At 40.6% G+C, this 23,021-nt stretch carries 24 protein-coding genes and 2 pseudogenes; 24 read left to right on the forward strand and 2 right to left on the reverse strand.

The genetic code is table 11. The annotated features are described in order from the left end of the window. The first annotated feature begins 1 nt into the window (after position 1). The 14 genes and pseudogenes from ACFFGV_RS06020 (at position 2) to ACFFGV_RS06085 (ending at position 11,246) form a co-directional block, all read left to right on the forward strand. Complete coding sequence (locus tag ACFFGV_RS06020) at positions 2-1,105, forward strand: prephenate dehydrogenase (protein WP_377345699.1); 1,104 nt, start codon at positions 2-4, stop codon at positions 1,103-1,105. Between the two features lie 31 nt (positions 1,106-1,136). Continuing rightward, complete coding sequence (gene aroA / locus ACFFGV_RS06025; protein ID WP_377345878.1) at positions 1,137-2,423, forward strand: 3-phosphoshikimate 1-carboxyvinyltransferase; 1,287 nt, start codon at positions 1,137-1,139, stop codon at positions 2,421-2,423. 70 nt (positions 2,424-2,493) lie between these two features. Continuing rightward, positions 2,494-3,375 (forward strand): hypothetical protein, encoded by an 882-nt coding sequence (locus tag ACFFGV_RS06030; RefSeq protein ID WP_377345700.1) that lies wholly within the window; start codon positions 2,494-2,496, stop codon positions 3,373-3,375. A 16-nt stretch (positions 3,376-3,391) separates the two neighbouring features. Continuing rightward, entirely contained in the window at positions 3,392-4,654 is a 1,263-nt protein-coding gene (locus ACFFGV_RS06035) for a tetratricopeptide repeat protein (RefSeq protein ID WP_377345702.1), read from the forward strand. Positions 4,655-4,687: 33 nt separating this feature from the next. Beyond that, positions 4,688-5,248, forward strand: a complete 561-nt coding sequence (locus ACFFGV_RS06040) for a ReoY family proteolytic degradation factor (protein ID WP_377345703.1) — start codon at positions 4,688-4,690, stop codon at positions 5,246-5,248. 314 nt (positions 5,249-5,562) lie between these two features. After that, positions 5,563-6,030 carry a DUF2487 family protein gene (locus ACFFGV_RS06045; protein ID WP_377345704.1) on the forward strand — a complete coding sequence of 156 codons (468 nt, stop codon included), beginning with the start codon at positions 5,563-5,565 and terminating at the stop codon, positions 6,028-6,030. Between the two features lie 138 nt (positions 6,031-6,168). After that, complete coding sequence (locus tag ACFFGV_RS06050) at positions 6,169-6,675, forward strand: Rieske (2Fe-2S) protein (RefSeq protein WP_377345705.1); 507 nt, start codon at positions 6,169-6,171, stop codon at positions 6,673-6,675. Positions 6,676-6,678: 3 nt separating this feature from the next. Further along, complete coding sequence (qcrB, locus tag ACFFGV_RS06055) at positions 6,679-7,353, forward strand: menaquinol-cytochrome c reductase cytochrome b subunit (protein WP_377345706.1); 675 nt, start codon at positions 6,679-6,681, stop codon at positions 7,351-7,353. A gap of 55 nt (positions 7,354-7,408) precedes the next feature. Beyond that, positions 7,409-8,149 (forward strand): annotated as a pseudogene (locus ACFFGV_RS06060) (menaquinol-cytochrome c reductase cytochrome b/c subunit); the annotation flags it as partial. Between the two features lie 183 nt (positions 8,150-8,332). Then, positions 8,333-8,551: pseudogene (locus ACFFGV_RS06065) on the forward strand (c-type cytochrome); the annotation flags it as partial. 89 nt (positions 8,552-8,640) lie between these two features. Beyond that, the gene (gene lhaT / locus ACFFGV_RS06070) at positions 8,641-9,234 is read left to right on the forward strand and encodes a lipoprotein heptaprenylglyceryl N-acetyltransferase LhaT (RefSeq protein ID WP_377345707.1); all 594 of its coding nucleotides are present in this window, start codon (positions 8,641-8,643) and stop codon (positions 9,232-9,234) included. 69 nt (positions 9,235-9,303) lie between these two features. Then, the gene (locus ACFFGV_RS06075; RefSeq protein WP_377345708.1) at positions 9,304-10,101 is read left to right on the forward strand and encodes a sporulation protein YpjB; all 798 of its coding nucleotides are present in this window, start codon (positions 9,304-9,306) and stop codon (positions 10,099-10,101) included. Positions 10,102-10,174: 73 nt separating this feature from the next. Further along, on the forward strand, positions 10,175-10,861 hold the full coding sequence (locus ACFFGV_RS06080) for a zinc metallopeptidase (protein ID WP_377345709.1): 687 nt from the start codon (positions 10,175-10,177) through the stop codon (positions 10,859-10,861). Between the two features lie 157 nt (positions 10,862-11,018). Continuing rightward, on the forward strand, positions 11,019-11,246 hold the full coding sequence (locus ACFFGV_RS06085) for a hypothetical protein (RefSeq protein WP_377345710.1): 228 nt from the start codon (positions 11,019-11,021) through the stop codon (positions 11,244-11,246). Positions 11,247-11,311: 65 nt separating this feature from the next. Here ACFFGV_RS06085 and ACFFGV_RS06090 read toward each other — a convergent pair whose 3' ends face one another. Both ACFFGV_RS06090 and ACFFGV_RS06095 read right to left on the reverse strand, forming a co-directional pair. Further along, entirely contained in the window at positions 11,312-11,911 is a 600-nt protein-coding gene (locus ACFFGV_RS06090) for a hypothetical protein (protein ID WP_377345711.1), read from the reverse strand. A gap of 130 nt (positions 11,912-12,041) precedes the next feature. Beyond that, complete coding sequence (locus tag ACFFGV_RS06095; protein WP_377345712.1) at positions 12,042-12,908, reverse strand: YitT family protein; 867 nt, start codon at positions 12,906-12,908, stop codon at positions 12,042-12,044. Between the two features lie 215 nt (positions 12,909-13,123). Here ACFFGV_RS06095 and ACFFGV_RS06100 point away from each other — a divergent pair, with 215 nt between their 5' ends. The 10 genes from ACFFGV_RS06100 to ACFFGV_RS06145 all read left to right on the forward strand — a co-directional run bounded on the left by ACFFGV_RS06100 (position 13,124) and on the right by ACFFGV_RS06145 (position 22,958). Next, complete coding sequence (locus tag ACFFGV_RS06100; protein WP_377345879.1) at positions 13,124-13,441, forward strand: nucleotide pyrophosphohydrolase; 318 nt, start codon at positions 13,124-13,126, stop codon at positions 13,439-13,441. Continuing rightward, positions 13,434-14,234, forward strand: coding sequence for a 4-hydroxy-tetrahydrodipicolinate reductase (dapB, locus tag ACFFGV_RS06105; protein WP_377345713.1), 801 nt, complete (start codon positions 13,434-13,436; stop codon positions 14,232-14,234). The genes ACFFGV_RS06100 and dapB overlap by 8 nt, the downstream gene beginning before the upstream one ends. A gap of 13 nt (positions 14,235-14,247) precedes the next feature. Then, on the forward strand, positions 14,248-14,673 hold the full coding sequence (gene mgsA, locus ACFFGV_RS06110; protein WP_377345714.1) for a methylglyoxal synthase: 426 nt from the start codon (positions 14,248-14,250) through the stop codon (positions 14,671-14,673). Continuing rightward, the gene (gene bshA, locus ACFFGV_RS06115) at positions 14,666-15,817 is read left to right on the forward strand and encodes an N-acetyl-alpha-D-glucosaminyl L-malate synthase BshA (protein WP_377345715.1); all 1,152 of its coding nucleotides are present in this window, start codon (positions 14,666-14,668) and stop codon (positions 15,815-15,817) included. Before mgsA ends, bshA begins: the two co-directional genes overlap by 8 nt. Then, on the forward strand, positions 15,810-17,015 hold the full coding sequence (locus ACFFGV_RS06120; protein WP_377345717.1) for a CCA tRNA nucleotidyltransferase: 1,206 nt from the start codon (positions 15,810-15,812) through the stop codon (positions 17,013-17,015). The genes bshA and ACFFGV_RS06120 overlap by 8 nt, the downstream gene beginning before the upstream one ends. Next, positions 16,991-17,983, forward strand: a complete 993-nt coding sequence (locus ACFFGV_RS06125; protein ID WP_377345718.1) for a biotin--[acetyl-CoA-carboxylase] ligase — start codon at positions 16,991-16,993, stop codon at positions 17,981-17,983. Before ACFFGV_RS06120 ends, ACFFGV_RS06125 begins: the two co-directional genes overlap by 25 nt. After that, positions 17,980-18,828 carry a 3-methyl-2-oxobutanoate hydroxymethyltransferase gene (gene panB / locus ACFFGV_RS06130; protein ID WP_377345719.1) on the forward strand — a complete coding sequence of 283 codons (849 nt, stop codon included), beginning with the start codon at positions 17,980-17,982 and terminating at the stop codon, positions 18,826-18,828. The genes ACFFGV_RS06125 and panB overlap by 4 nt, the downstream gene beginning before the upstream one ends. After that, the gene (gene panC / locus ACFFGV_RS06135) at positions 18,815-19,666 is read left to right on the forward strand and encodes a pantoate--beta-alanine ligase (RefSeq protein WP_377345720.1); all 852 of its coding nucleotides are present in this window, start codon (positions 18,815-18,817) and stop codon (positions 19,664-19,666) included. The genes panB and panC overlap by 14 nt, the downstream gene beginning before the upstream one ends. 33 nt (positions 19,667-19,699) lie before the next feature. Further along, positions 19,700-20,083: an aspartate 1-decarboxylase gene (gene panD, locus ACFFGV_RS06140; RefSeq protein ID WP_377345721.1), complete on the forward strand. Its 384-nt coding sequence runs from the start codon at positions 19,700-19,702 to the stop codon at positions 20,081-20,083. Positions 20,084-20,150: 67 nt separating this feature from the next. After that, the gene (locus tag ACFFGV_RS06145) at positions 20,151-22,958 is read left to right on the forward strand and encodes an ATP-dependent DNA helicase DinG, 3'-5' exoribonuclease type (protein ID WP_377345722.1); all 2,808 of its coding nucleotides are present in this window, start codon (positions 20,151-20,153) and stop codon (positions 22,956-22,958) included. Positions 22,959-23,021 lie beyond the last annotated feature (63 nt).

Raw genomic sequence — 23,021 nt, forward strand, 5'->3', positions numbered from 1 at the left:
GATGATGAAGAAAACGATTCTAGTAACGGGGCTCGGCTTAATAGGGGGCTCCGTTGCATTATCTTTAATGAAAAATAACCATGTACAGGTTTTGGGTTTCGATCAAAACGAACATTCAATGGAATTTGCGGTTCAAAATGGCATCATTCATGAAAAGGTTCAAAGCTTTCAGGAGGGTGCAAGCCAGGCTGATGTTATTGTATTGGCTACACCTGTTTCTGTTTGTATTCAGCTGTTAAATGAGCTTGATCAAATGGAATTACCCTCTTCCGTTTTGGTTACAGACGTTAGTTCTGTAAAGAAACCAATTATGGAAGCTGCAAATCACTTGTCCAATCCTCATATACGTTTTGTTGGCGGTCATCCTATGGCAGGCTCCCATAAGCATGGAGTGGAAGCAGCGAGGGCTCATTTGTTCGAAAATGCATTCTACCTACTCGTGCCTGGTAGATTGAGCAGAGAGCAAGATGTTGCTTTACTGAAAGAGTTACTAGAATACACCTACAGCTACATGGTAACGGTTAATGAGGAGGAGCATGATAAGATGATGGGGGTTATCTCTCATTTCCCTCATCTTATCGCCTCTTCCTTAGTCCACCAGGCAAGAAATTGGCATAATACGTATCCATTCATGCATGAGCTTGCTGCAGGAGGATTTCGGGATGTTACGAGAATTGCCTCTAGCCATCCTAGTATGTGGAATGACATATTACTCCAAAACAAAGAAACAGTCGTTCCTCTTCTAACGGACTGGATTGATGAGATGCAGCACCTTAAAGAATTGCTAGAAGCTGAGGATGATGTAGCGCTTCATACATATTTAAATGATGCAAAGCAATTTAGAGATGGACTGCCGATTAAGAAAAAGGGTGCTATCCCATCCTTTTATGATGTGTATGTGGATATTCAAGACCAGCCTGGAGCCATTTCAGAGGTAACCCATATTCTTGCTCAATCCAGTATAAGTATTGTAAATATTGAAATTTTAGAGATTCGAGAGGGAATTACGGGGGCTCTTCGCTTAAGCTTTCAAACAGAAAGGGATCAAAAGCGGACACAGCTTGTGCTTAGTAGAAATGGATATGAAACAACAATTGCAAATTAATCATGAAGGTAGGCGAATGTAAATGAGTGATATGCACATTCTGAAAAGAGTGAGCCCTCTTTCGGGGACGATTACGGTACCTGGAGATAAATCTATTTCTCATAGGTCTATTATGCTATCAGCTCTTGCGGAAGGCACATCCACAATTACCAACTTTTTAACGGGTGAGGATTGTTTATCAACAATTGATGCATTTCGCAAGATGGGAATTAGCATTCAAAGAGATCATTCAACTGTTACCGTGCATGGAGAAGGGCTGTATGGTTTGAAGGAATCAATGGAGCCTATTAATTTAGGCAATTCGGGGACAACTGCACGACTCATACTAGGTATTCTGGCTGGAACACCAAACCATTATTGCTTATACGGCGATACCTCCTTATCCGTACGTCCAATGGATCGCGTAACTGTTCCTCTATCTAAAATGGGTGCGCGGTTTGATGGAAATCAAGAAGGGCGCCTGCTGCCATTGAGTGTCAGAGGGCAGGAATTGACTCCATTGGATTACACCTTGCCAATAAATAGTGCACAAGTAAAATCAGCTATTTTACTTGGAGGTTTATTTGCAGATGGTACGACGAAAGTGACAGAACCAGTCCCAACTAGAGACCATACAGAACGAATGCTGAAAGGGTACGGAGTGAAAGTGAAGAAAGAGCATAACACTATTTCCCTTGACGGAAAACAAACCTTATATGCTATGGATGTAGAGGTGCCTGGTGATATATCCTCAGCCGCCTTCTTCTTATGTGCTGCCGCTATGAAAGAAGGCAGCGACATTGTCGTAAAGGATATTGGGCTAAACCCTACAAGAACAGGAGTCCTCGATATGCTGGAACGTATGGGAGCTTCTATTAGTATTCAGGTAACACGCCATATTGGGGATGAACCTATTGGAGATGTAACTGTGAAAGGTAGTAACCTATCGGCTATTTCAATATCTGGAGAGGATATCCCACGATTAATTGACGAATTACCTATTCTTGCATTAGTTGCTTCTCAAGCAAAGGGAAAGACAGTTATAACAGATGCCCAAGAATTGAGATATAAAGAAACAGATCGCATTCAAGCGGTAGTCGATACACTACAGCAAATGGGTGTCGAAATAGAGGGCACAGAGGATGGAATGGTGATTCACGGTAGTACTAAACCTTTACAAGGGGGAACCTACCATTCGTTTAAGGATCATCGAATTGGTATGATGATTGCAGTTGCTTCTTTGTTGACAGAGGATGACATTCACCTTCAGGAAGCAGATGCTATCAACATTTCGTATCCTAATTTCTTTGAACATATGGATTCTCTACTAAAAGGATAATATTTTTTACACATATAATAATAGAAGCCTTCATACCTTGTACAAATAAGTTCAAGAAGGGGACAATGGTATGAAGGCTTACTATATTCATTCCCATCGAAGTCTGGTAAAACGTACTTGGCTGCCATTGCATATTGGGGTGGAAGGGGAGAAGTGGTGTAATCCTTTCTCGCAGCTTACTACTACAATGGAATTAAATACAGTACCTTTTTGGGTTAGCCCTGGAAAAGTATATGTTGATGTGGAATTTCCTTTATATCGGACAGAATACTTTATACCCATAGTCAGAAGGTATTTGTATCGTGGCTGCACTACTTTAATTGTGCAAGTCCCTATCATTACCGAAAAAAATCTCCAGCAAACATTTTATTCCCACTTAGAACAGCTAGATGGCATAGCCTTGGATTATATGGCAGTCCCTCGAGTTTCCCTTACCAAATTAAGCACAAGCATGGTCCTCTTCTTCGGACGACATAAAATTCCGTTTATTATCGTCGAGGTTACCGATAAGAAACAACTCCTAGAGAAAGAATGGCAATGGATTGCGCAAGCGCAGCACCCTTCCTTTATTCCAATAGTCCCTGTTTTCTCATTTAATGATTCATCTTCGTTCAGTTACAAAGAGTGGCTTACTTTAATGGAGGAACATCAAGTAAGGACATTGCCATCCCCCATCACAGAAGAGCCTCTTTCGCTAGAAAATTTAAAAGCGACAGGAATTTTTCCAACAAAGGGCGAATTTATATACCAGGGAGATGCAGATTACAATATTTATCCAGCCTATGAGCAACAAGAACAAATTGAAGGTAATGAACAAATGTTTTATCATAAAGCTATCCCATATGTTACAGTCATACGGGGACAAGTCATTCGTGCTCACTTAGAGCTAGATGATTATAACGGATACGGAAAATATCAAACCATTTCCATACCGAACCACTTTACGCAATAACGGAAAGGGTGTCAGCATGCAAGGCATTGAAGAAGCCATTCAATTTATGAATGAAGGCAAATCAGATAAAGCAATAGATACACTAAGGACCGAATTATCCCGTGCTAATGACGAGGAGAAATACACGATAGCAGAGATGTTCCTACAGTGGGGAATGACAGACGATGCTCAGGAGATACTACAAGACCTTAAGCAAAAGTATCCTGAAGAACATGAATTGACCATTATGTTAGCAGAAATATATGTAGATCAGGAGCAGGATGAATACGCTATTGATTTACTAAATGAAATAACGGAGGAAAGTGAAGAGTATCTGGGGGCGTTAGTACAGCTTGCCGATTTATACCAGTCTCAAGGCTTATTTGAAGTAGCAGAACAGAAGTTGCTGGCAGCGAAAGATCTTGCTCCTAACGAACCTGTCATTGACTTTGGATTGGGAGAGTTAGCATTTTCCCAAGGAGAATATCAAAAATCGATTCCATATTATGAGCGTTCAATTAGACGAAACTCTCAAATAGGGGAAACTGAAATTCCTCTTCGTCTCGCAGAGGCATATGCAATGCTTGGGGATTATGAGCAGTCCCTAGATTATTTTCAGGCTACTACAGATACAAGCCCTGATGTATTGTTCCGATATGGGTTTACAGCATACCGATCAAATCGTAATGATATCGCCATGAGAGTATGGAAGAAATTAATAGAGGAAGATCCATTCTATCAGTCCGCTTATCCTCTCTTAGCAGAAGCGCAAGAACTAGATGGGCTTATTGAGGAAGCATACGAAACAGCGCAAAAGGGTCTGAAAAAGGATGAGTTTAACAAAGACTTATATCTACAGGCTGGTAAATTAGCGTTCCGTATGGAGAATAAGCTAGAGGGTTACCAGCTGATCAGACAAGCTATTAGCTTAGACCCTGGGCACAGAGAATCCGTTGTATTCTTAGTGGAAAGATTGAAGGAAGACGGTGACTATGAGGCCATTAAGGATGTCTTGGAGCATATTATGGAAATGAACGAAATTGAGCCTATGTATCAATGGGAGCTTGCACGAGCAAACAATGAATTAGAATACTTTAATGAAGCATTAAATGGTTATGAGGAAGCATATAATGCATTTAAAGATGATAGCGACTTCTTGAAGGAATATGGATACTTTCTTGTAGAAGAAGGGAAAGTAAACGAAGCGCATACGGTATTTAGTAGGTATTTGGAGATTGAACCAACTGATGAAGATGTCAGAGAGTTTATGTCCCGTTTTGAAGCAAACGAAGGTGAATGATTATTCCTTTTTCCAGCAAAGGAGGTCCTGGAAATGAAAACGCCTGTATCGGTTGAAGATAAGAAAGAGTTTGTCCGCTGGTTTCTCAATCATTATCAATTGAAGCGCCGAGAAAGTGTTTGGATATTGAATTACCTAATTAATCACGATTCTATCATGGAGAATGTGCACTTTGTTGAGGAGGCGCGATTCTGTCCAAGAGGGATTGTTATTTCCACCCACTGTGTAGAGGAAGTACCTTTCAGGTTTTATAAGGATCAAATAATGACAACAGATGCTGAGAAATCATTCCATGATATCAGGTTGAATCGAAAAGAACCTGTATATATCCAGCTGAACTTCAAAAATGGTCATCAGTCTTCTCAATATGCAGCAGTACTGGAGGAAAACCCTTATATACCAAGCGACTATTTCATTACAGAAAAAGACCAGGAAATCGCTGAGAAGGTTTTACAAACATCCATTTCCAACTACCAAACGGAGCAACTCATGCATAAAATTGATGCTGCCCTTGATTCAGGAAATCAAATGGAATTCCAGCGACTGACCAAACAGCTAAATGATGTAAGACAACGATACACCCCCCACGCTTGAGGAGGGGGTGTTTTTTTGTTTTTTTAAACATAATAGGTACAGATGTTTACCCATTTTATTGTCAGAAGGACTCTTATATAGCTTGATTTAGTTTAAAAATGGCCCTCGTTTGAGAGTGTTGGAAACCCTGCTGAGTGATTCTAAAGCCAGAGAGGTTGTTTCCATTCACGGTATGCTATGGAATAGTTGAAACGCCGTAGTAAATTTTTTAACAAAATGGACACATTTTTCCATGCAGTGTATTTCTCATTATGATAAGGTGTAGTAAAATATTAAACAGCATCCTTTGTACATAAGTTAGGAGATTAGAGTTTATGCAATGGAAACTAGAAGACATCAGGATGTACACTCAAGCTAAAGAATATGTAGATACGATAATGATACCCATGCTCCCGGCTACGCTACAGGTGAAGGATGAGCAGCTGGCTACTATGACAATCCAATCGGAGATGCTGAGCGTATTTATGAACGAGATTGAGAAACAGTTTAAGGGTAGAATTCTATTATCACCTTCCTATACGTATTCTCCCAATGCCAATGTAGACTGTGAAATAGATAGACTTAATAGGTGGATAGAAGAGGCTGAAGCTCAAGGGATAGAACATGTACTATTGTTTACCACAGATCCTAAATGGAAGAAGAAAGAGCGAAAATTGAATGGCTCCTTAGTTTGGATTCCTGCTGGAGATATAGATTCTATTCAGAGTGAAGAAGCGCAAGTCTTTATTCAATCTCAAATAAATCAAATCATAGAATTAATTACAGCTTATTGGCAAGAATAATTCTTAAAGCGATTCCATACTCATCATTGACCGGGCTATGAGATTGCGCTATCATAGTAATGTCCTAGTAAACTGTGTGATATTTTACCATGAACGTTAATGTAAACGTTGTACCATATGGATAGAGGGGGGAAAACAATGAGTAAAAAACAACAAGTATCCCGTCGACAATTTCTAAACTACACACTTACAGGTGTAGGCGGATTCATGGCTGCAGGTATGCTCGCACCAATGGTCCGTATGGCTGTTGACCCAGTTCTGCAACCAAAGAAAGAGGGAGAGTTTATTAAAGTAGGAGATGTGAGTGAATACAGCACAACACCTACTAGAGTAAACTTTAAACTTGAACAGGAAGATGCTTGGTACACTTCTGAAGTTTCCAAAACTGCCTGGGTTTATAAGAATGACGAGGGTGACATTGTTGCTCTGTCACCAATCTGTAAACACTTGGGCTGTGTTGTAAACTGGGAAGGAGGAGAAGGGCACGAGAATCAATTCTATTGCCCTTGTCACGGTGGATTGTATGAGAAGAATGGTAACAACGTTCCAGGTACACCGCCACTAGCTCCTTTAGACACGTATAAGACAAAAATTAAAGATGGATCACTTTACTTAGGTGAAGCTGTTCCAAATACGGAGGTGTAGTACATGCTTCAAAAGCTATATGATTGGGTGGACGAGCGTGTTGATATTACACCTTTGTGGCGCGATATTGCTGATCACGAAGTTCCAGAACACGTAAACCCAGCCCACCACTTCTCAGCCTTTGTATATTGTTTCGGAGGTCTTACCTTCTTCATAACGGTTATACAGGTGCTGTCTGGTATGTTCCTAACTATGTATTACGTTCCAGACATAGAGAATGCTTGGAAATCGGTTTATTACTTACAAAAAGAAGTAGCATACGGACAAATTGTTCGTGGAATGCACCACTGGGGTGCAAGTCTCGTTATCGTAATGATATTTCTACATACATTACGGGTATTCTTCCAAGGTGCATATAAAAAACCTCGTGAGTTGAACTGGGTAGTTGGAGTACTAATTTTCTTTGTTATGCTTGGGCTTGGCTTCACAGGATATTTACTGCCTTGGGATAATAAAGCTTTCTTTGCGACCCAGGTTGGTTTAGAGATTGCCCAACAGACTCCATTTATTGGTTCTGAAGTGAAGACACTTCTGGCAGGGGATCCAGACATTGTAGGCGCACAAACGTTGACCCGTTTCTTCGCGATTCACGTCTTCTTCCTACCAGCAGCATTGTTCGCTCTGTTAGGTGCACACTTTGTTATGATCCGTAAACAAGGTATTTCTGGACCATTATAGAATCATACGACTATCGAGCGAATTGAAGAGCTAATGATGTAAAGGAGGGAACGCTGTGCATAGGGGAAAGGGTATGAAGTTTGTCGGTGACTCACGTGTACCGGCAGAAAAGAAACCTAATATACCGAAAGACTATTCTGAGTATCCTGGAAGAACGGAAGCGTTCTGGCCAAACTTTCTATTAAAAGAATGGTTAGTAGGTGCTGTATTCCTAATTGGTTTTCTAACATTGACAGTAGTGGCTCCATCGCCACTAGAGAATGTAGCAGATCCAACTGATGCTAGCTACATTCCATTACCAGACTGGTATTTCTTATTCCTTTACCAGTTCTTAAAATATGAATTTGCCAGTGGACCATATATTGTTCTCGGTGCGTTTGTTATTCCAGGTTTAGCATTTGGTGCTCTATTGCTGGCTCCATTTTTGGATGTAGGTCCTGGACGCAGACCGTTTCAACGCCCATTAGCCAATGCATTCATGTTAATTGGTCTAGCGGCAACTGTGTTCCTGACTTGGGAAGCAGGAGATCACGTAAATTGGGAACAACGTTCTAAGCAAAATCAGATTACAGAACAAGTTGAGATTAATACATCTGATCCTGGCTATGCCATTTTCAAACAAAACTGTGCATCCTGTCACGGAGCAGAGTTAGGTGGTGGTGCAGGCCCTGCACTAACCAATACGGAATTGTCTGTTGATGAAATTAAAGAAATTACAGTTAATGGACAAGGTAATATGCCTGCTGTCATGAAAGGACAGCCTGAAGAGGACGTCCAAACACTAGCTGAATTTGTTAAGAATCCAGCAGGTGGTGGAGAAGGCGGCTCTTCAGAAGGAGGAGAATCAGGTTCTGAGGGCGGTTCTGAAGGTGGATCTGAAGGAGAATCAGGTGGTGATTCAGAAGGTTCCGACAGTTCTCAAGGAGAAGGGTCTGAAGGCTCTGAAACAGCTGCAATTAACACAGATGCTCCTGGCTATGCCATTTTCAAGCAGAACTGTGCATCCTGTCACGGAGCTGAACTTGGAGGCGGAGCTGGTCCTAACTTAAAGAATTCTGATTTATCAGCTGATGAAATAGCCAAGATTGCGAAAAACGGACAAGGAAGCATGCCTGCCGTTATGCAAGGTCAACCAGAGGAAGATGTTAAGAAGCTTGCTGATTTTGTGAACAATCCTACTGGTGGTAGCGAAGGATAATAAAAAAACTGCTAAGAAGCTGGCTCCATTTTGGACCAGCTTCTTTTTTCTCATGAATATCTACTGGATAAGGAAGAAGAGGGATAGCAATGCATTTATACACCTACATTCTAAAGAACAGATCGTTTCTCACTCTATTACTAATTATTAATACAATAGGGACGATATATGGCTATTGGTGGTATAAATATCAGTTAGCTGAAACACCGCTCATTTTCATTCCCTTCGTCCCGGATAGTCCTACAGCAAGTCTTTTCTTTTGTATTGTTATTGCTTTCTTTTTATTTAAGAGAAATATTCCTTACGTAGAAGCCTTAGCAATCGTAACATTATGGAAATATGGGGTATGGGCTGTATTGATGAATATACTGCTGTTTGTGGAAACGGGCTACCTACCATGGACAGGATATATGCTGATTGTGTCGCATGGCGCAATGGCGATCCAGGGATTATTGTACGCTCCTTTTTATAAAATAAAAATAAGGCATCTTGTTGTAGCTGGGATTTGGACTTTCCATAATGATGTTATTGATTATGTATTCGAAATGATGCCAACCTATGGTCCTCTAAACATGTATATGAATGAAATAGGCTATGGGACCTTTTGGCTTACTGTGATGTCGTTAATATTAGCCTATTTTCTTACAGTGAAGCATCGTCTAGTCAAGTCCTATGAATTATAATTGCTTGTACTATTTTATTGTTCTCCATCATACATTGTAAGCACAAGGTTTGTGTGAGAGGGGAACGATATGAAATACATGATGAGACGAAATCAAAAGCCGTTGCTCTTATTGATTATGTCTATTTGTTTGTTAGGACCAATTGGATATGTGTTTGCTAATCCGTCTAGTCAGTCGGACCTTGCAACCATTCAAAAACATGCATATACGTTTTTGCGCTACGTGGAGGAAGGAAGACTAGATGCAGCAGAGGCGTCTCTTTCTCATGTAGAAAACATTGCAGAAGTAACCGAAATAGCCACTCAGGCAGGACCTTATTCCTTAGATCAGCTAATAAGAGAGGCTCGTTTTACTTTGATGGATAAGAGCGCTAGTGAAGAAGAAGTATTTCACCGTGCTATAACCGTTGTCCTTTATGTTGATGCTTTGGATAAGGACGAGGAACAGTTATGGGAAGTATGGAAGGAGGAGCTGGAACATTATATAGGTAGTGCGACAGCTTCAAAGTCTGGTGTGACAAACGAGTCCCTTCGATATGTATATCAGCTTTATGAACGCATATTGCCAGCTATGTTTATCTCTTTGGACCGTGATGTGGCGAATGAAGTAGTAGCTCAACAACACTCCATTCTAAATGCTATTGCAGAAACACCTTCAGAAGAAAGGTCGCTTCTCTTAGGGACGTATCAAGAAAGGCTCGCTTCCATTGAAGCAGAAGAAGGACAATTATTTACGGATGCAGCTGACTTTCTTTGGATTATTTGGACAATTGGAGGAGTAATCTTTCTTACATTATTATATGTGGGTTGGAGAAAATATAAAGGTGAAAAGCAAATTGCTGCAAAAACAAGAGAGCATGATAGTTGACGAAATCACTTTTTTTGACTAAAATTGACCTTATAGAATACAAAGTTTAAATCACATTTGGAGGAATGAACACATGACAGGCCTTGGTGGGTATCTCATTTACTTAGCCTTCATTATTTTAATCCCAATATGGGCGCAATACAAAGTGAAGAGTACGTATAAGAAATATTCCAAAGTATATAATCACTCCCATATGACGGGAGCACAAGTAGCAAGAAAGATTTTAGATGACAATGGGTTGCAGCATGTGAATGTAGAAGAGGTAAGAGGCAAGCTTTCCGATCACTATGACCCACGTAAGAAAGTAGTTCGACTTTCCACTGGGAACTATCATGAGCCTTCCGCAGCAGCACAGGCTGTAGCAGCTCACGAAGTAGGACACGCAATTCAGGATGCTGAAGAATATGCCTTTCTAAAATTCCGTTCTACATTAGTACCCGTAGCTAGTTTAGGCTCTAACATGTCTATCTTTATCATCATTGCAGGTATTCTTTTTTCATCCGCTAACCTATTGCTTCTTGGTATAGTATTTATGGCGTTTGCTGTATTGTTTCAATTTGTTACTCTTCCAGTGGAGTTCGATGCGTCGAATCGAGCTATGAATCAGCTTGTATCCTCTGGTATTATAAACAACAATGAGGAACGTCAAACGAAAAAAGTCTTAAACGCAGCTGCCCTGACTTACGTTGCCGCAGCATTAGTAGCACTACTAGAACTACTACGCTTTGTACTAATCTTCGTTGGAATGAATGAGGATTAAGCAATTTAAATAATTCATCAACTGGAAGAGCTCAGTAACAATACTGGGCTCTTTTTATTCATTCCTTTAGGAAGTTGGAGGTAAGTACTGAAAAAGAAAGGAAGAGATATAATCCAGGGTAGGAGTTAGGGAAACGGAGAATGAAGGAGGTACATTGATGATATGGGTATTGACACTGAATTTACTGGCAATCCTTTGTATAGCCAGTAAAGAAAATAAAAGCGTTTATACAGGGGTATCATTTTTTATCTTTTTTGGATCTCTCTACTTGTATCAATTAATAAACAAAGATCCTTATTTTCCTAATCTACTTATCGCTATACTCGGTTTTGTTGTGTACCTGACTAATCTGTTTCGTAAATATAGCTGGAATAATAGTTCGTAAAAAAAGATACAAATCCATGACAGGGATTTGTATCTTTCATATTGTTCAGGAATAGTAACTGCCAATTAGGAAAGTTCTTTGGCAAAATCAGGAGCAACAAGCTCTGTTCCGTCATACAATTGGGTCATCTTATCAGAGAAGGCGCTGAATTTTTCATCAGCAGCGCTGAAATCAGCTTCCATCGGAGCGTCAAGAGCTGATTTTGCTTCTTCGAAATAGGACTTTAAATCACTTACTGCATTATTAAACGTTTCTTTTTGATCGTCAGGAAGGTCACTGGCTGGTTCTAGGGAATCCAGGTTCGAAATGGCTTCATCTGCTGCAGTTTGAGCCCCTTTCGCGCCTTCTTCAATCGTTGTTTTTAATTCCTCTTTTTCTTCCCCTTCTGTCTCAGAAAGCTTTGCGATATTTCCTTGGACTGCAACGATTTTAGCGTTTTGGGAACGTACGGCTTCAATAAGGGACAACTGACTGTCCATTAATGCGGATTGTGCGGAATCGCCCTCTTCTGAACTTGATTCTTCAGTGCTGTTATTTTCTTCGGTTTCCGTATTTTCTTCCGTTTGATTCTCTTCTTCCTGGCTGTCTCCGCCTTCTTCCCCGTTAGCGCAGCCTGCTGCAACTAAAACGGTTGCAAGACCAAGCATAAGCAGTAGCTTTTTCATTATAAGACCCCTTTTCCTATGTAATAGATGGGAAATTTTTTGAAATATCCCACTTAAGTGAAAATACAACAAATTCCATAAGCTGTCAACGATTTCGACTAAATATATCCAAACTTTAGTGTCAGTTGCTTTATCTTTCTATAGGATTTTTATTTTCATCTAATGTAAAGCCTTCTCCTAGTACATCATGTACAGAAGTAACGGCAACAAAAGCGTGTGGATCAATAGAGTTGATGATATTCTTCATCCGTATTATCTCATTTCTACCAACTACACAGTATAAGACGTCTCTTCGTTCCCCTGTAAAACTCCCTTTCCCCGCTAGAACCGTAACACCACGATCCATTTCTTTCATAATTTTGGCGGAAATAGCTTGACTTTCTCCAGAAATAATCATGGCTCCTCGAGCGGCATAAGCACCTTCTTGTATAAAGTCAATAACTCTAGCGCCTACAAATACAGCCACAAGCGTGTACATTCCTTCAATGTGGTCTAAGTAGATTAACACAGCGGCAGTGATAACTGCTGCGTCAAAGAGAAACATGGTTCTCCCCATACTAACACCGAAATATTTGTTAACTAATCTTGCGATAATGTCGACCCCGCCAGTAGTTCCTCCGCTTCGGAAGATGATACCAAGGCCCAATCCAATAAACACACCGGCAAATAAAGCAGCCAATGTTAAATCATTTTTTAAGTTAATATCTATCATATATACTTGGAATAGCCATAGAAAGAAAGAAACTGCCACAGTTCCGATTATGGAATAGATAAGCGTCGTTCTTCCAAGAAGTCTCCATCCAAGAATAAATACTGGGATATTGAGCACAAGATTCATGATAGAAATGTTTAAGCCAAATTGATCAAGGATAAGGATGATACCAGTAAATCCACCTTCTGCTAGGTTGTTTTGAATGTTGAAATGGACAATCCCAAAGCCAAATATAGCGGAACCGAGCAGGATGAACAAAATATTTTTTATTTTAATTCCAAACATGATAAGGTCCTCCTTTCTACAAAGGTCTGTACCTCATATATTATAGACAATTGCCCTGAGAGGGAGCAAACAATACTTTATGCACCAAAAAATTTGTCAAATGAGCTGCAATTAGCTAACATGAAGAGAGATTATATGATAATTGCATAAATGGTACTGTATAGAGAAAGAGAGGTTACATCCCCGTGGAAAATCAGAGTATAACTACAAGACAAATGCAACAGCGTGTAGATGCTTATATATCACAATTTAAAGAAGGGTATTTCTCCCCCTTAAGCATGCTAGCTAGAATGACAGAGGAAGTGGGGGAGCTTGCAAGAGAAGTGAACCATTACTATGGAGAAAAGCCAAAGAAGTCTTCAGAACAGGAAAAAGCATTGGAAGAAGAATTTGGTGATGTATTATTCGTAATGATGTGTTTTGCGAATTCGTTAAATATTGAGGTAGATGAATCCTTCCAGATGGTAATGGATAAATTCGAATCAAGAGACAAAGATCGTTGGACAAGAAAAGAGGAGGATTCTCATGAGTAATACAAAGATTATCGTTGCAGGACCAAGAGGGAAAATGGGAAAAGAAGCATTACATATGATTCATCAAGAACCGAGTTTTGAATTAGCTGCCTGTGTGGACCGTAAAAACGGAGGCACATCTGTAAAGGATATAGAAGAGCTGCCAGAAATAGACGCTCCAATCTATGAAGATGTGGAAACTTGCTTTCAAGAGGTAGAGGCACAGGTGCTCATTGATTTAACGACGCCTGAATTTGGCTATAAGCATACAAAGCTTGCCCTACAGTATGGTCTGCGTCCGGTGGTAGGCACAACAGGATTTACGACCGAGCAGTTATCAGAGCTTGAAGCAATGGCAGAAGAGAAACAGCTTGGTGTTATTATTGCTCCTAATTTCGCAATTGGTGCTGTATTGATGATGCAATTTGCCAAATGGGCCGCCAAATACTTCCCAGATGTGGAAATAATCGAGAAGCACCATGATCAGAAGTTAGATGCCCCAAGTGGTACAGCTGTCAAAACAGCTCAATTAATTGAAGAAGTGAGAGAACCTAAACAACAAGGACACCCGGAGGAAACAGAAGCGTTAACTGGTGCCAGAGGTGCCGACATGGATGGGATGAGAATCCACAGCATGCGATTACCAGGATTAGTAGCCCATCAGGAGGTTGTATTCGGCTCAACTGGAGAGACACTCACCATTAAGCATGATTCCATCAATAGAGAGTCATTTATGACAGGTGTGAAGCTTTCCGTAGAAAAAATTCTAACGTTAGATGTGCTCGTGTATGGATTAGAAAATCTTTTAGAATAAGAGGGGATCCACTATGAATATAGCGATGATTGCACATGATAAAAAGAAAGAGGATATGGTTCAATTTGCTACTGCCTACAAAAGCGTGTTAGAGCACCATACCCTATTTGCTACTGGTACAACGGGCACAAGGATACAGGATGCTACAGGCATTTCGGTACATCGCTTTCAATCAGGACCATTAGGAGGAGACCAGCAGATAGGAGCGTATATCGCGGAAAATAGAATTGATGTCGTCTTATTCTTGCGTGATCCTTTGACCGCACAGCCTCACGAACCAGACATAAGTGCTTTGCTTCGTTTATGCGATGTGTATCAAATCCCGCTGGCAACCAATTTAGCTGGAGCTGAAATCCTCATTCATGCTATTGAACGTGGAGATTTGCATTGGAGAGAATTAGTACAAGAGAACAAACAGCAAGGAGAACAGAATGAATAATAGAACAAAAATAGGCATCACCTGCTACCCTACAGTCGGAGGGTCGGGTGTAGTTGCCACAGAATTGGCGAAATTATTAGCGGAGAAAGGGTATGAAATACATTTTATTACCTCAAGTGTTCCATTCCGCTTAAAGCGTATTTATCCTAATATTTTTTATCATGAGGTAGAAATGAATCACTATGCTGTATTTCAGTATCCACCGTATGATTTAGCTTTGGCAAATAAAATGGCAGAGGTTATTAATCGAGAGAAGATTGATATCCTTCATGTGCATTACGCTATGCCTCATGCTATTTGTGCCATTTTAGCTAAACAAATGGTCCATCATGATGTGAAAATTGTTACAACGCTTCATGGGACGGACATTACCGTGCTGGGTGTGGATCCAAGTTTCACAAATATGATTCGATTTGGGATTGAGCATTCAGATCGCGTGACCGCTGTATCCCATAGCCTTGTTGCTCAAACGAAAGATATGCTTCAAATGAACAAAAATATGGATGTGGTATATAATTTTGTCGATGAGCGGGAATATAAACCACAGGAAAAGACAGTGTTAAAGCAAGAATATGGAATAGAAGAAGAGGAAGATGTATTGATTCATATCTCTAACTTCCGAAAAGTGAAGCGAGTACCTGATGTAATTCACGCTTTCCATAGAATAGTACAGCATCGAAATGCGAAGCTGTTGCTCGTTGGAGATGGTCCGGAATATAGTCAGGTATGTCAATTGGTTAATGAGTTAGGTCTAAGAGGTAAGGTATTGTTTTTAGGTAAACAGGAAAATGTTTCAGAATTGTTATCCATAGCTGACTTAAAGCTGCTCTTGTCAGAAAAGGAGAGCTTTGGGCTAGTCCTCTTAGAAGCGATGGCTTGTGGAGTGCCTTGTATTGGGTCAAACATAGGAGGAATTCCAGAGGTTATCCAGGACGGGGAAACAGGATATATTTGTGAGCCAGGTGATATTGAAGATGTTGCCGAGAAGGCGATGCATATATTATCCGATAGCACGATAAAAAGTAAATTTTCCCGAAAAGGAATGGAACGAGTAAGTAACGAATTTCATTCAGAACATATTGTGAAGCAGTATGAGCAAATCTATGAGGATTTATTAGACCAAAGAGGCAATAGCTATGAATAACGCTTTTGAGGAAGCAAAGCCTGTAATTCAGACGTTACAAGCTCATGGATACGAAGCGTTCTTTGTAGGAGGAGCTGTAAGAGATTCTCTCTTAAATCGTCCCATTGGAGATGTGGATATTGCCACATCTGCTCGACCCGAAGAGGTTCAAGCTATTTTTACTAAAGTAATTCCCATCGGTATAGATCATGGCACTGTTATGGTTCGGTATGACAAACAGTCCTATGAAGTGACTACCTACCGAGTAGAAGCAGAGTACAACGACTATCGACATCCTGACGAAGTACAATTTGTGAAGGACATTAGAGATGATTTAAGCAGAAGAGATTTTACAATGAATGCTATTGCTATGAATATAGAGGGAAATCTAATTGACCCATTCAATGGGAGAGAAGCTATTTCGTTACATACCATTAAAACAGTTGGAAATGCTCATACTCGTTTCTCTGAGGACCCGTTAAGGATGATGAGGGCTTTACGGTTTGTAAGTCAGTTAGGCTTTCATCTTTCAGAGGAAACGTGGCATGCTATTCAGCAAAATGCATCCCTGTTAACCCATATTGCTGTTGAACGAAATGCAGTAGAGCTTGAAAAGCTAGTTCAAGGAACGTTCGCACATCAAGCGTGGAACTTATTGGTGGATTCAAAAATTGGTCACTATTTACCAGTATTCAAGAATGACCCTTCGATGATGCAGAAATGTAAGGAGCTCTCCTGGATTCCTCTTGATGATTTATCAGAAGCTATAGCAGTTTTTCACATACTATACCCCACTCTTTCTATTGACCAATGGGCTAAGGAATGGAAATTGTCCAATCAGCAAAAACGAAAAGCAGCCCTCCTGGCTGATATGATACATCAGTATGATAAGGCGTCGATGGCTTGGTTAGTGTACCAATTACATGAAGAAAACTTAGCAGCCTTTGAACGGATAGCCCATCTCCTTTCGTTAGAAGGGGAGGAGTGGAAGTATGAAAATACCATGAGGATATACACTCGATTACCAATATATAGTAAGCAGCAGCTGGCTATATCGGGATTAGAGTTAAAGGAATGGTTTCATCCGACTCCACCGGGACCTTGGATGAAGCGATTCTTACACCGTTTGGAACATGCTGTGGTTACGGAAGAATTACCGAATGACAGGGAAGCTATGAAGGAGAAGGTGTTGGAATGGAGTCAACGAGAGGAAAGTTAATCGAGCTCTTAGCCAAGGAAGAGGACAATTTTGTATCAGGTCAGAAGCTGTCGGAACAACTTGACATTAGTAGACCGGCAGTGTGGAAACATATGAAGGAGCTTGAGAAGGATGGATATGTAATTGAAGCTGCTCCAAGAAAAGGCTATCGCATAGTTTCCTATCCAGATAAAGTTAGTATGAATACTGTACAGTGGGGATTGAGTACTAGCTGGTTAGGACAACGCCTTATTCATAAAGCTTCCGTTACTTCCACTCAACTAATTGCTCACCAGGAAGCGCAAGCTGGAGCGGAGCATGGGACAGTGATTATTGCCGATGAACAAACTAAAGGGAGAGGGCGATTAAATAGATCCTGGCATTCCTATAAAGGGGAAGGCATATGGATGAGTATTATTTTACGACCAACCTTTGAGCCGCACCGATCCCCTCAAATTACGTTACTGGCTGCTACTGTGTTAGCTGAAGTGTTTAAAACATATGTAGGGATCAAACCGCAAATCAAATGGCCGAATGATTTATTAACAAATGGAAAGAAACTGGCTGGGATATTAACAGAGCTTCAAGCAGAAGAGGATCGAGTCAATTATATCGTGCTCGGCATGGGGATTAATGTGAATCAACCATCGAGCTCATTCCCAGAAGATATACAGCGAAAAGCCAGTTCTCTGAAAATTGAGACTGGCGAATCATTGGAGCTGACAGGTCTTATTAAAGAGATTTTGCAAACGTTTGAAAAGCGGTATAATGAGTTTAATGAAGAAGGTTTCAGGCCAATCAAATTACGTTGGGAAGCATTTGGATACAGACTAGGCGAAATGGTCCCGATTCAAACGTATCAAAAGGAATGGAATGGCAGAATTATGGGAATCGAAGACGATGGAGCACTTCGAGTATTAGATGATAAAGGGCAGGAACAGAAACTTTACTCAGCAGAAATTCAATGGGGAAAGGATTATGTGCAATGAAAACGAGTTTTTCTTTAAAAAAAATGAAAGAAGAGCAGGAAAAGATAGCTATGGTGACAGCATATGATTTTCCTGCAGCTCAGATTGCCGAGCAGGCAGGTGTTGATATGATTCTCGTTGGCGACTCACTTGGCATGGTGGTTCTCGGATATGATTCTACCCTTCCTGTGACAGTTGACGATATGATCCATCACGGGAAAGCGGTTACGAGAGGGGCAGCGAATACTTTCATCGTTATTGATATGCCATTTATGTCCTATCATATTTCAACGAGCGACACCTTACATCAGGCAACACGGATTATGCAGGAAACTGGTGCCCACGCATTAAAGTTAGAAGGGGCAGGTGAGGTTACGGATACGATTAATCGTCTCACAAGAGGGGGCATCCCTGTAGTTGCTCATTTAGGCTTAACGCCACAATCTGTGAATGTTCTAGGTGGTTATAAAGTACAAGGAAAAGATGCAGAAGCCGCCAAGCAATTAGTAGAGGATGCGAAAAAAGTACAGCTGGCGGGTGCTATGGCACTTGTGCTCGAATGTGTTCCAAAGGAATTGGCTCGTCTTGTTACAGAGCAATTAGATATCCCTGTAATCGGTATTGGAGCAGGAAACCATTGCGATGGACAAGTACTCGTCTATCATGACATTATTCAATACGGGGTTAGTCGTGTGCCTAAATTCGTCCAAACCTACACCAATGTAAACGATACGATTCATAGTGCTCTTCACAGCTATGTAGAAGAGGTTAAGAAAGCTACATTCCCAACAGATGAACATAGCTTTCATATGAAGGATGACGTGTTAACCACATTATATGGAGGGACATCTCATGAGGATCATTAATTCTCTTTCTGAGATGCAGCACTACGTTCAAGAACAGAAAAAACAAGGTCTAAGCATCGGCTTTGTCCCAACGATGGGTTATTTACATGAAGGTCATCTGCAGCTTATGGATGCAGCACGAGAGGAAAATGATCTGCTAGTGGCAAGTATATTTGTTAACCCACTGCAATTCGGACCCAATGAAGATTTTGAACAGTATCCAAGGGACGAAGAGGAAGACATAAGAAAGGCGCGGGAGAGGGGAGTAGATGTACTCTTTTTCCCACATGTTCATGATATGTATCCTTCCTCTTTATCGATTGTCATGAAGGTGGAACGTCGTGCTGATGTGTTATGTGGTCGTAGCAGGGAAGGGCACTTTGATGGAGTAGTAACCGTTTTAGCTAAATTATTTCACCTTGTTCAGCCTAATAAGGCTTATTTCGGTAATAAGGATGCCCAGCAAGTAGCCGTGGTGGATGCTCTTATAGAAGATTATAATTTCCCGATAGAACTGAGAGCATTAAATACGGTGAGAGAAAAGGATGGACTTGCTAAAAGCAGTCGGAATGTATATCTATCAAAGGAAGAACGTGAGGAAGCACCTTACATATATGAAGCATTGCATTATGGGAAAAGACGACTGCAGGAGGAGCATGTATCCTCCCGACAGGTGAAGGACGAAGTTTCTCGTTTTATTACTTCACACACCCGTGGTAAAATAGATTATGTTGATATTCTATCCTACCCTCAGTTGGAAAGGGTGGAGGAGTACAGTGGTCAAATTATTATAGCTGCTGCAGTCTATTTTAGTAAAGCGCGCTTGATTGATAATATCATTTTTGAAGTACGATCATGAATAGACTATAGGGGATTAATAGGGGGAAGGGTTATGTTTCGCACCATGATGAAAGCAAAGATTCATCGTGCCCGCGTTACAGAAGCAAATCTGAATTACGTTGGCAGTATTACAATAGATTCGCATATTTTGGAAGAGGTTGGTATTCTGCCTCATGAAAAAGTGCAGATCGTTAATAATAATAATGGAGCTCGGTTGGAAACCTATGTCATTCCAGGAGAGCATCATAGTGGAGTAGTTTGTTTAAATGGAGCGGCTGCGCGTTTGGTTCAGCCAGACGATGTAGTCATTATCGTTTCGTATGCAATGGTTGAGGAGAAGGAACTTGTCTCCTTTAAGCCTAGAGTAGCTTTGATGAATGAAAAAAACGAAATTGAAGAAATCATTGAACAAGAACCTCCATTGACAGAAATGTAGCTCCCATATTCTTTGGGAGCTTTCTTTGTGATAATTAGAAAGCAGAAGCGAAAAGAGGTGAAACACCGTGGCAAAATATGTAGTAGTAGATCTGGAAACGACAGGCCATTCTCCTAAAAAAGGCGATAAGATTATTGAAGTAGGCATGGTTACTGTGGAAGACGGTAAGGTGGTTGATCAATACAAGTCGTTTGTGAATCCTGAACAACCAATACCTAGTTTTATAACCCAATTAACTGGAATCCGGGATGAAGATGTATTGGATGCACCTCTTTTTGACGAGATTGTCGATGACATTTTGTTGCGATGTCAAGGAGCTTATTTTGTAGCTCATCACGTCGAATTTGATCTTGGTTTTTTAAATCATGCACTAATCGATGCAGTAGGGCATGGGCTAAGCGTACCTGTAATGGATACAGTGGAACTGGCGCGCATTTTCATTCCCCAAGCGGATGGATATAAATTGTCCCAGCTTTCGGAATTTTTACAGGTCAATCATGGAGAACCACACCGTGCTTTAGCTGACGCTTATGTTACCTCCCAAATTCTCATTCAGCTCCTTCATAAGGCGGAACAGTTACCCTATGAAACGCTGGAGCAGCTGGCAAAGCTAGAACGTAAATGGAAAAGCGACATGAGTGAGGTATTAAATCAGCTATTACATTGCAAAACATTTGAGAAAGATGAAAGAGACGACTTAGAGCTCTTCCGGGGAATTGCCATAAAAAAAAGCAGTACCAAGGAGGAGGAGCAGCCTTCTGTCGAGACGGAAGGGTTTGAACCGTTTCTTGATCATGTGTTTCATAAAGATGGATGGTTAGAGGGGACACTACATAATTTTGAAGAACGTGATGGTCAAAGGGAAATGGCAATTACTATTTATGATGCGTTTCAATCAAAGTCCAAAGCAATGATAGAAGCGGAAACAGGTACAGGGAAGACGCTTGCCTATCTAGTTCCAGCCATTTATGAAGCTGTGGAGCAGCAATCCAGAATTATGATTAGTACGCATACCACTCAGCTGCAGGCACAGCTGCTGGAGAAGGATATCCCGATGTTAGAAAACTCCATCCCATTTCCATTTCAGTCCGCCTTATTAAAAGGAAAGCAGCATTATTTGTCGCTGAAAAAATTTGAATATGAATTACATTCTTCAGTAGCTAATAACTATGATGTCATTTTAACGAAGTCCATGATTCTTGTATGGCTAACGGAAACAACTACAGGGGATATTGATGATATTCAACTGCCATCCAGCGGAGCAATTTTTTGGAGAAAGGTATCCGCTGAAGCGGAGGGCTACTTAGACCCAAGATCACCGTGGTATTCCAGGTCCTTTTATCAACGGGCAAAAAAGAAAGCACAGCAGGCCCATCTTGTTATAACAAATCACTCGCTTTTATGCACAGACATTATTCATGACTATGGCTTAGTTTCCTCTTACCCGAAGGTTATTATTGATGAGGCACATCACTTCGAAGCAGCTGCTGGTAAGCATTTTGGATTAAAATTGGATTACATTTCAATTCAATATCTTCTCAATGAGATGGGAGGAAATAAGGCCGGGGACTGGATGCATAATTTACTTAGTGCATACCCCGAACTTGCTCTTAAGCAGCAAATGGAGATGTGGGAAGTAACAACCCAATCGATTAAAGAAGAGGCAGATGAACTGTTTCGATACTTATTTACGTATGTATCAAAACAGCGAGAGGCCAATATCTCCTTAAATGATGTCGGACGATTTCAATATAGGTACCATCCTGACAAAGAATCCTCAAAGGTGTGGAGTACAGTTCGGGAAATGGCTCATCGAGTTTCGTTTATTATTAGGGATACTATTACATTCCTAATAAAGTGCAGCCATTGGATTCAAGCAGCCGAGACATCAGAAGAGGCCTCCAGATGGAGAGAGGATATTAAGATGTACGTGGAGCGTTTAGAGCTGACAATTGATGCATTGGATCAGCTCTTATTATCAGATGAATCACAGTTAGTAAAGTGGATTGAGATAGAAGCCTATGGTGCCAAGAACTCTGTTTATATTTATAGTGAACCAATAGAAGTTGGCTCATTATTAAAGGAATACTTTTTTGATAAGAAAGATTCAGTAATCTTAACCAGTGCCACGCTTACAATGAAACAATCCTTCTCCTTTATGATGAAGCGGCTTGGATTAGACAAAGATAAGACCATCCAAAAGCAAATACCTTCGCCTTTTCAGTATAAGGACCAGGTCCAATTATTAGTACCTAATGATTTTCCTGGTATGAAATATGGAAGCCAGGATGAGTTTATTTATGCAACGTGTGAGGCTATTTACTCGTTAGCAAGTATCTCAAAGGGAAGAATGCTTGTATTGTTTACTTCCTATGAAATGTTGAAGAAAGCCCACGGTATTATGAAAGAATTAATGGATGTAGAAGAATTTATGCTAATCGCTCAGGGCATTTCCAGCGGAAGCAGATCAAGGCTGAAGAAAAATTTTCAAGCATTTGATCAGGCAATATTATTTGGGACAAGTTCCTTTTGGGAGGGAGTAGACATTCCGGGAGATGACTTAACCTCTCTTGTCATCGTACGTCTGCCGTTTCAGCCACCGAACCATCCTGTGTACGAAGCAAAAGCAGAATCGATAAAAGATCAAGGTAAAAACCCATTTATGGAACTATCCTTACCTAATGCAGTTATCCGTTTTAAACAAGGGTTCGGCAGATTAATTCGATCTACAACAGATAAAGGGATAGTCATGGTGTGTGATGATCGAATTATGAAAGCCAAGTATGGCAAGTATTTCACCCAATCGATTCCAGAAATCGACATTCATTATGATTCCACCCATCAGCTTATGAAAAAAGCAGAGCGATGGCTATGATAAGTTTTCAATAACTACACATCCTAATAACGGACGCTTATTTCATGCTGGTTAGGATGTGAT

The sequence above is a fragment of the Pontibacillus salicampi genome (genome assembly GCF_042434395.1).
Classification (GTDB): domain Bacteria; phylum Bacillota; class Bacilli; order Bacillales; family BH030062; genus Pontibacillus; species Pontibacillus salicampi.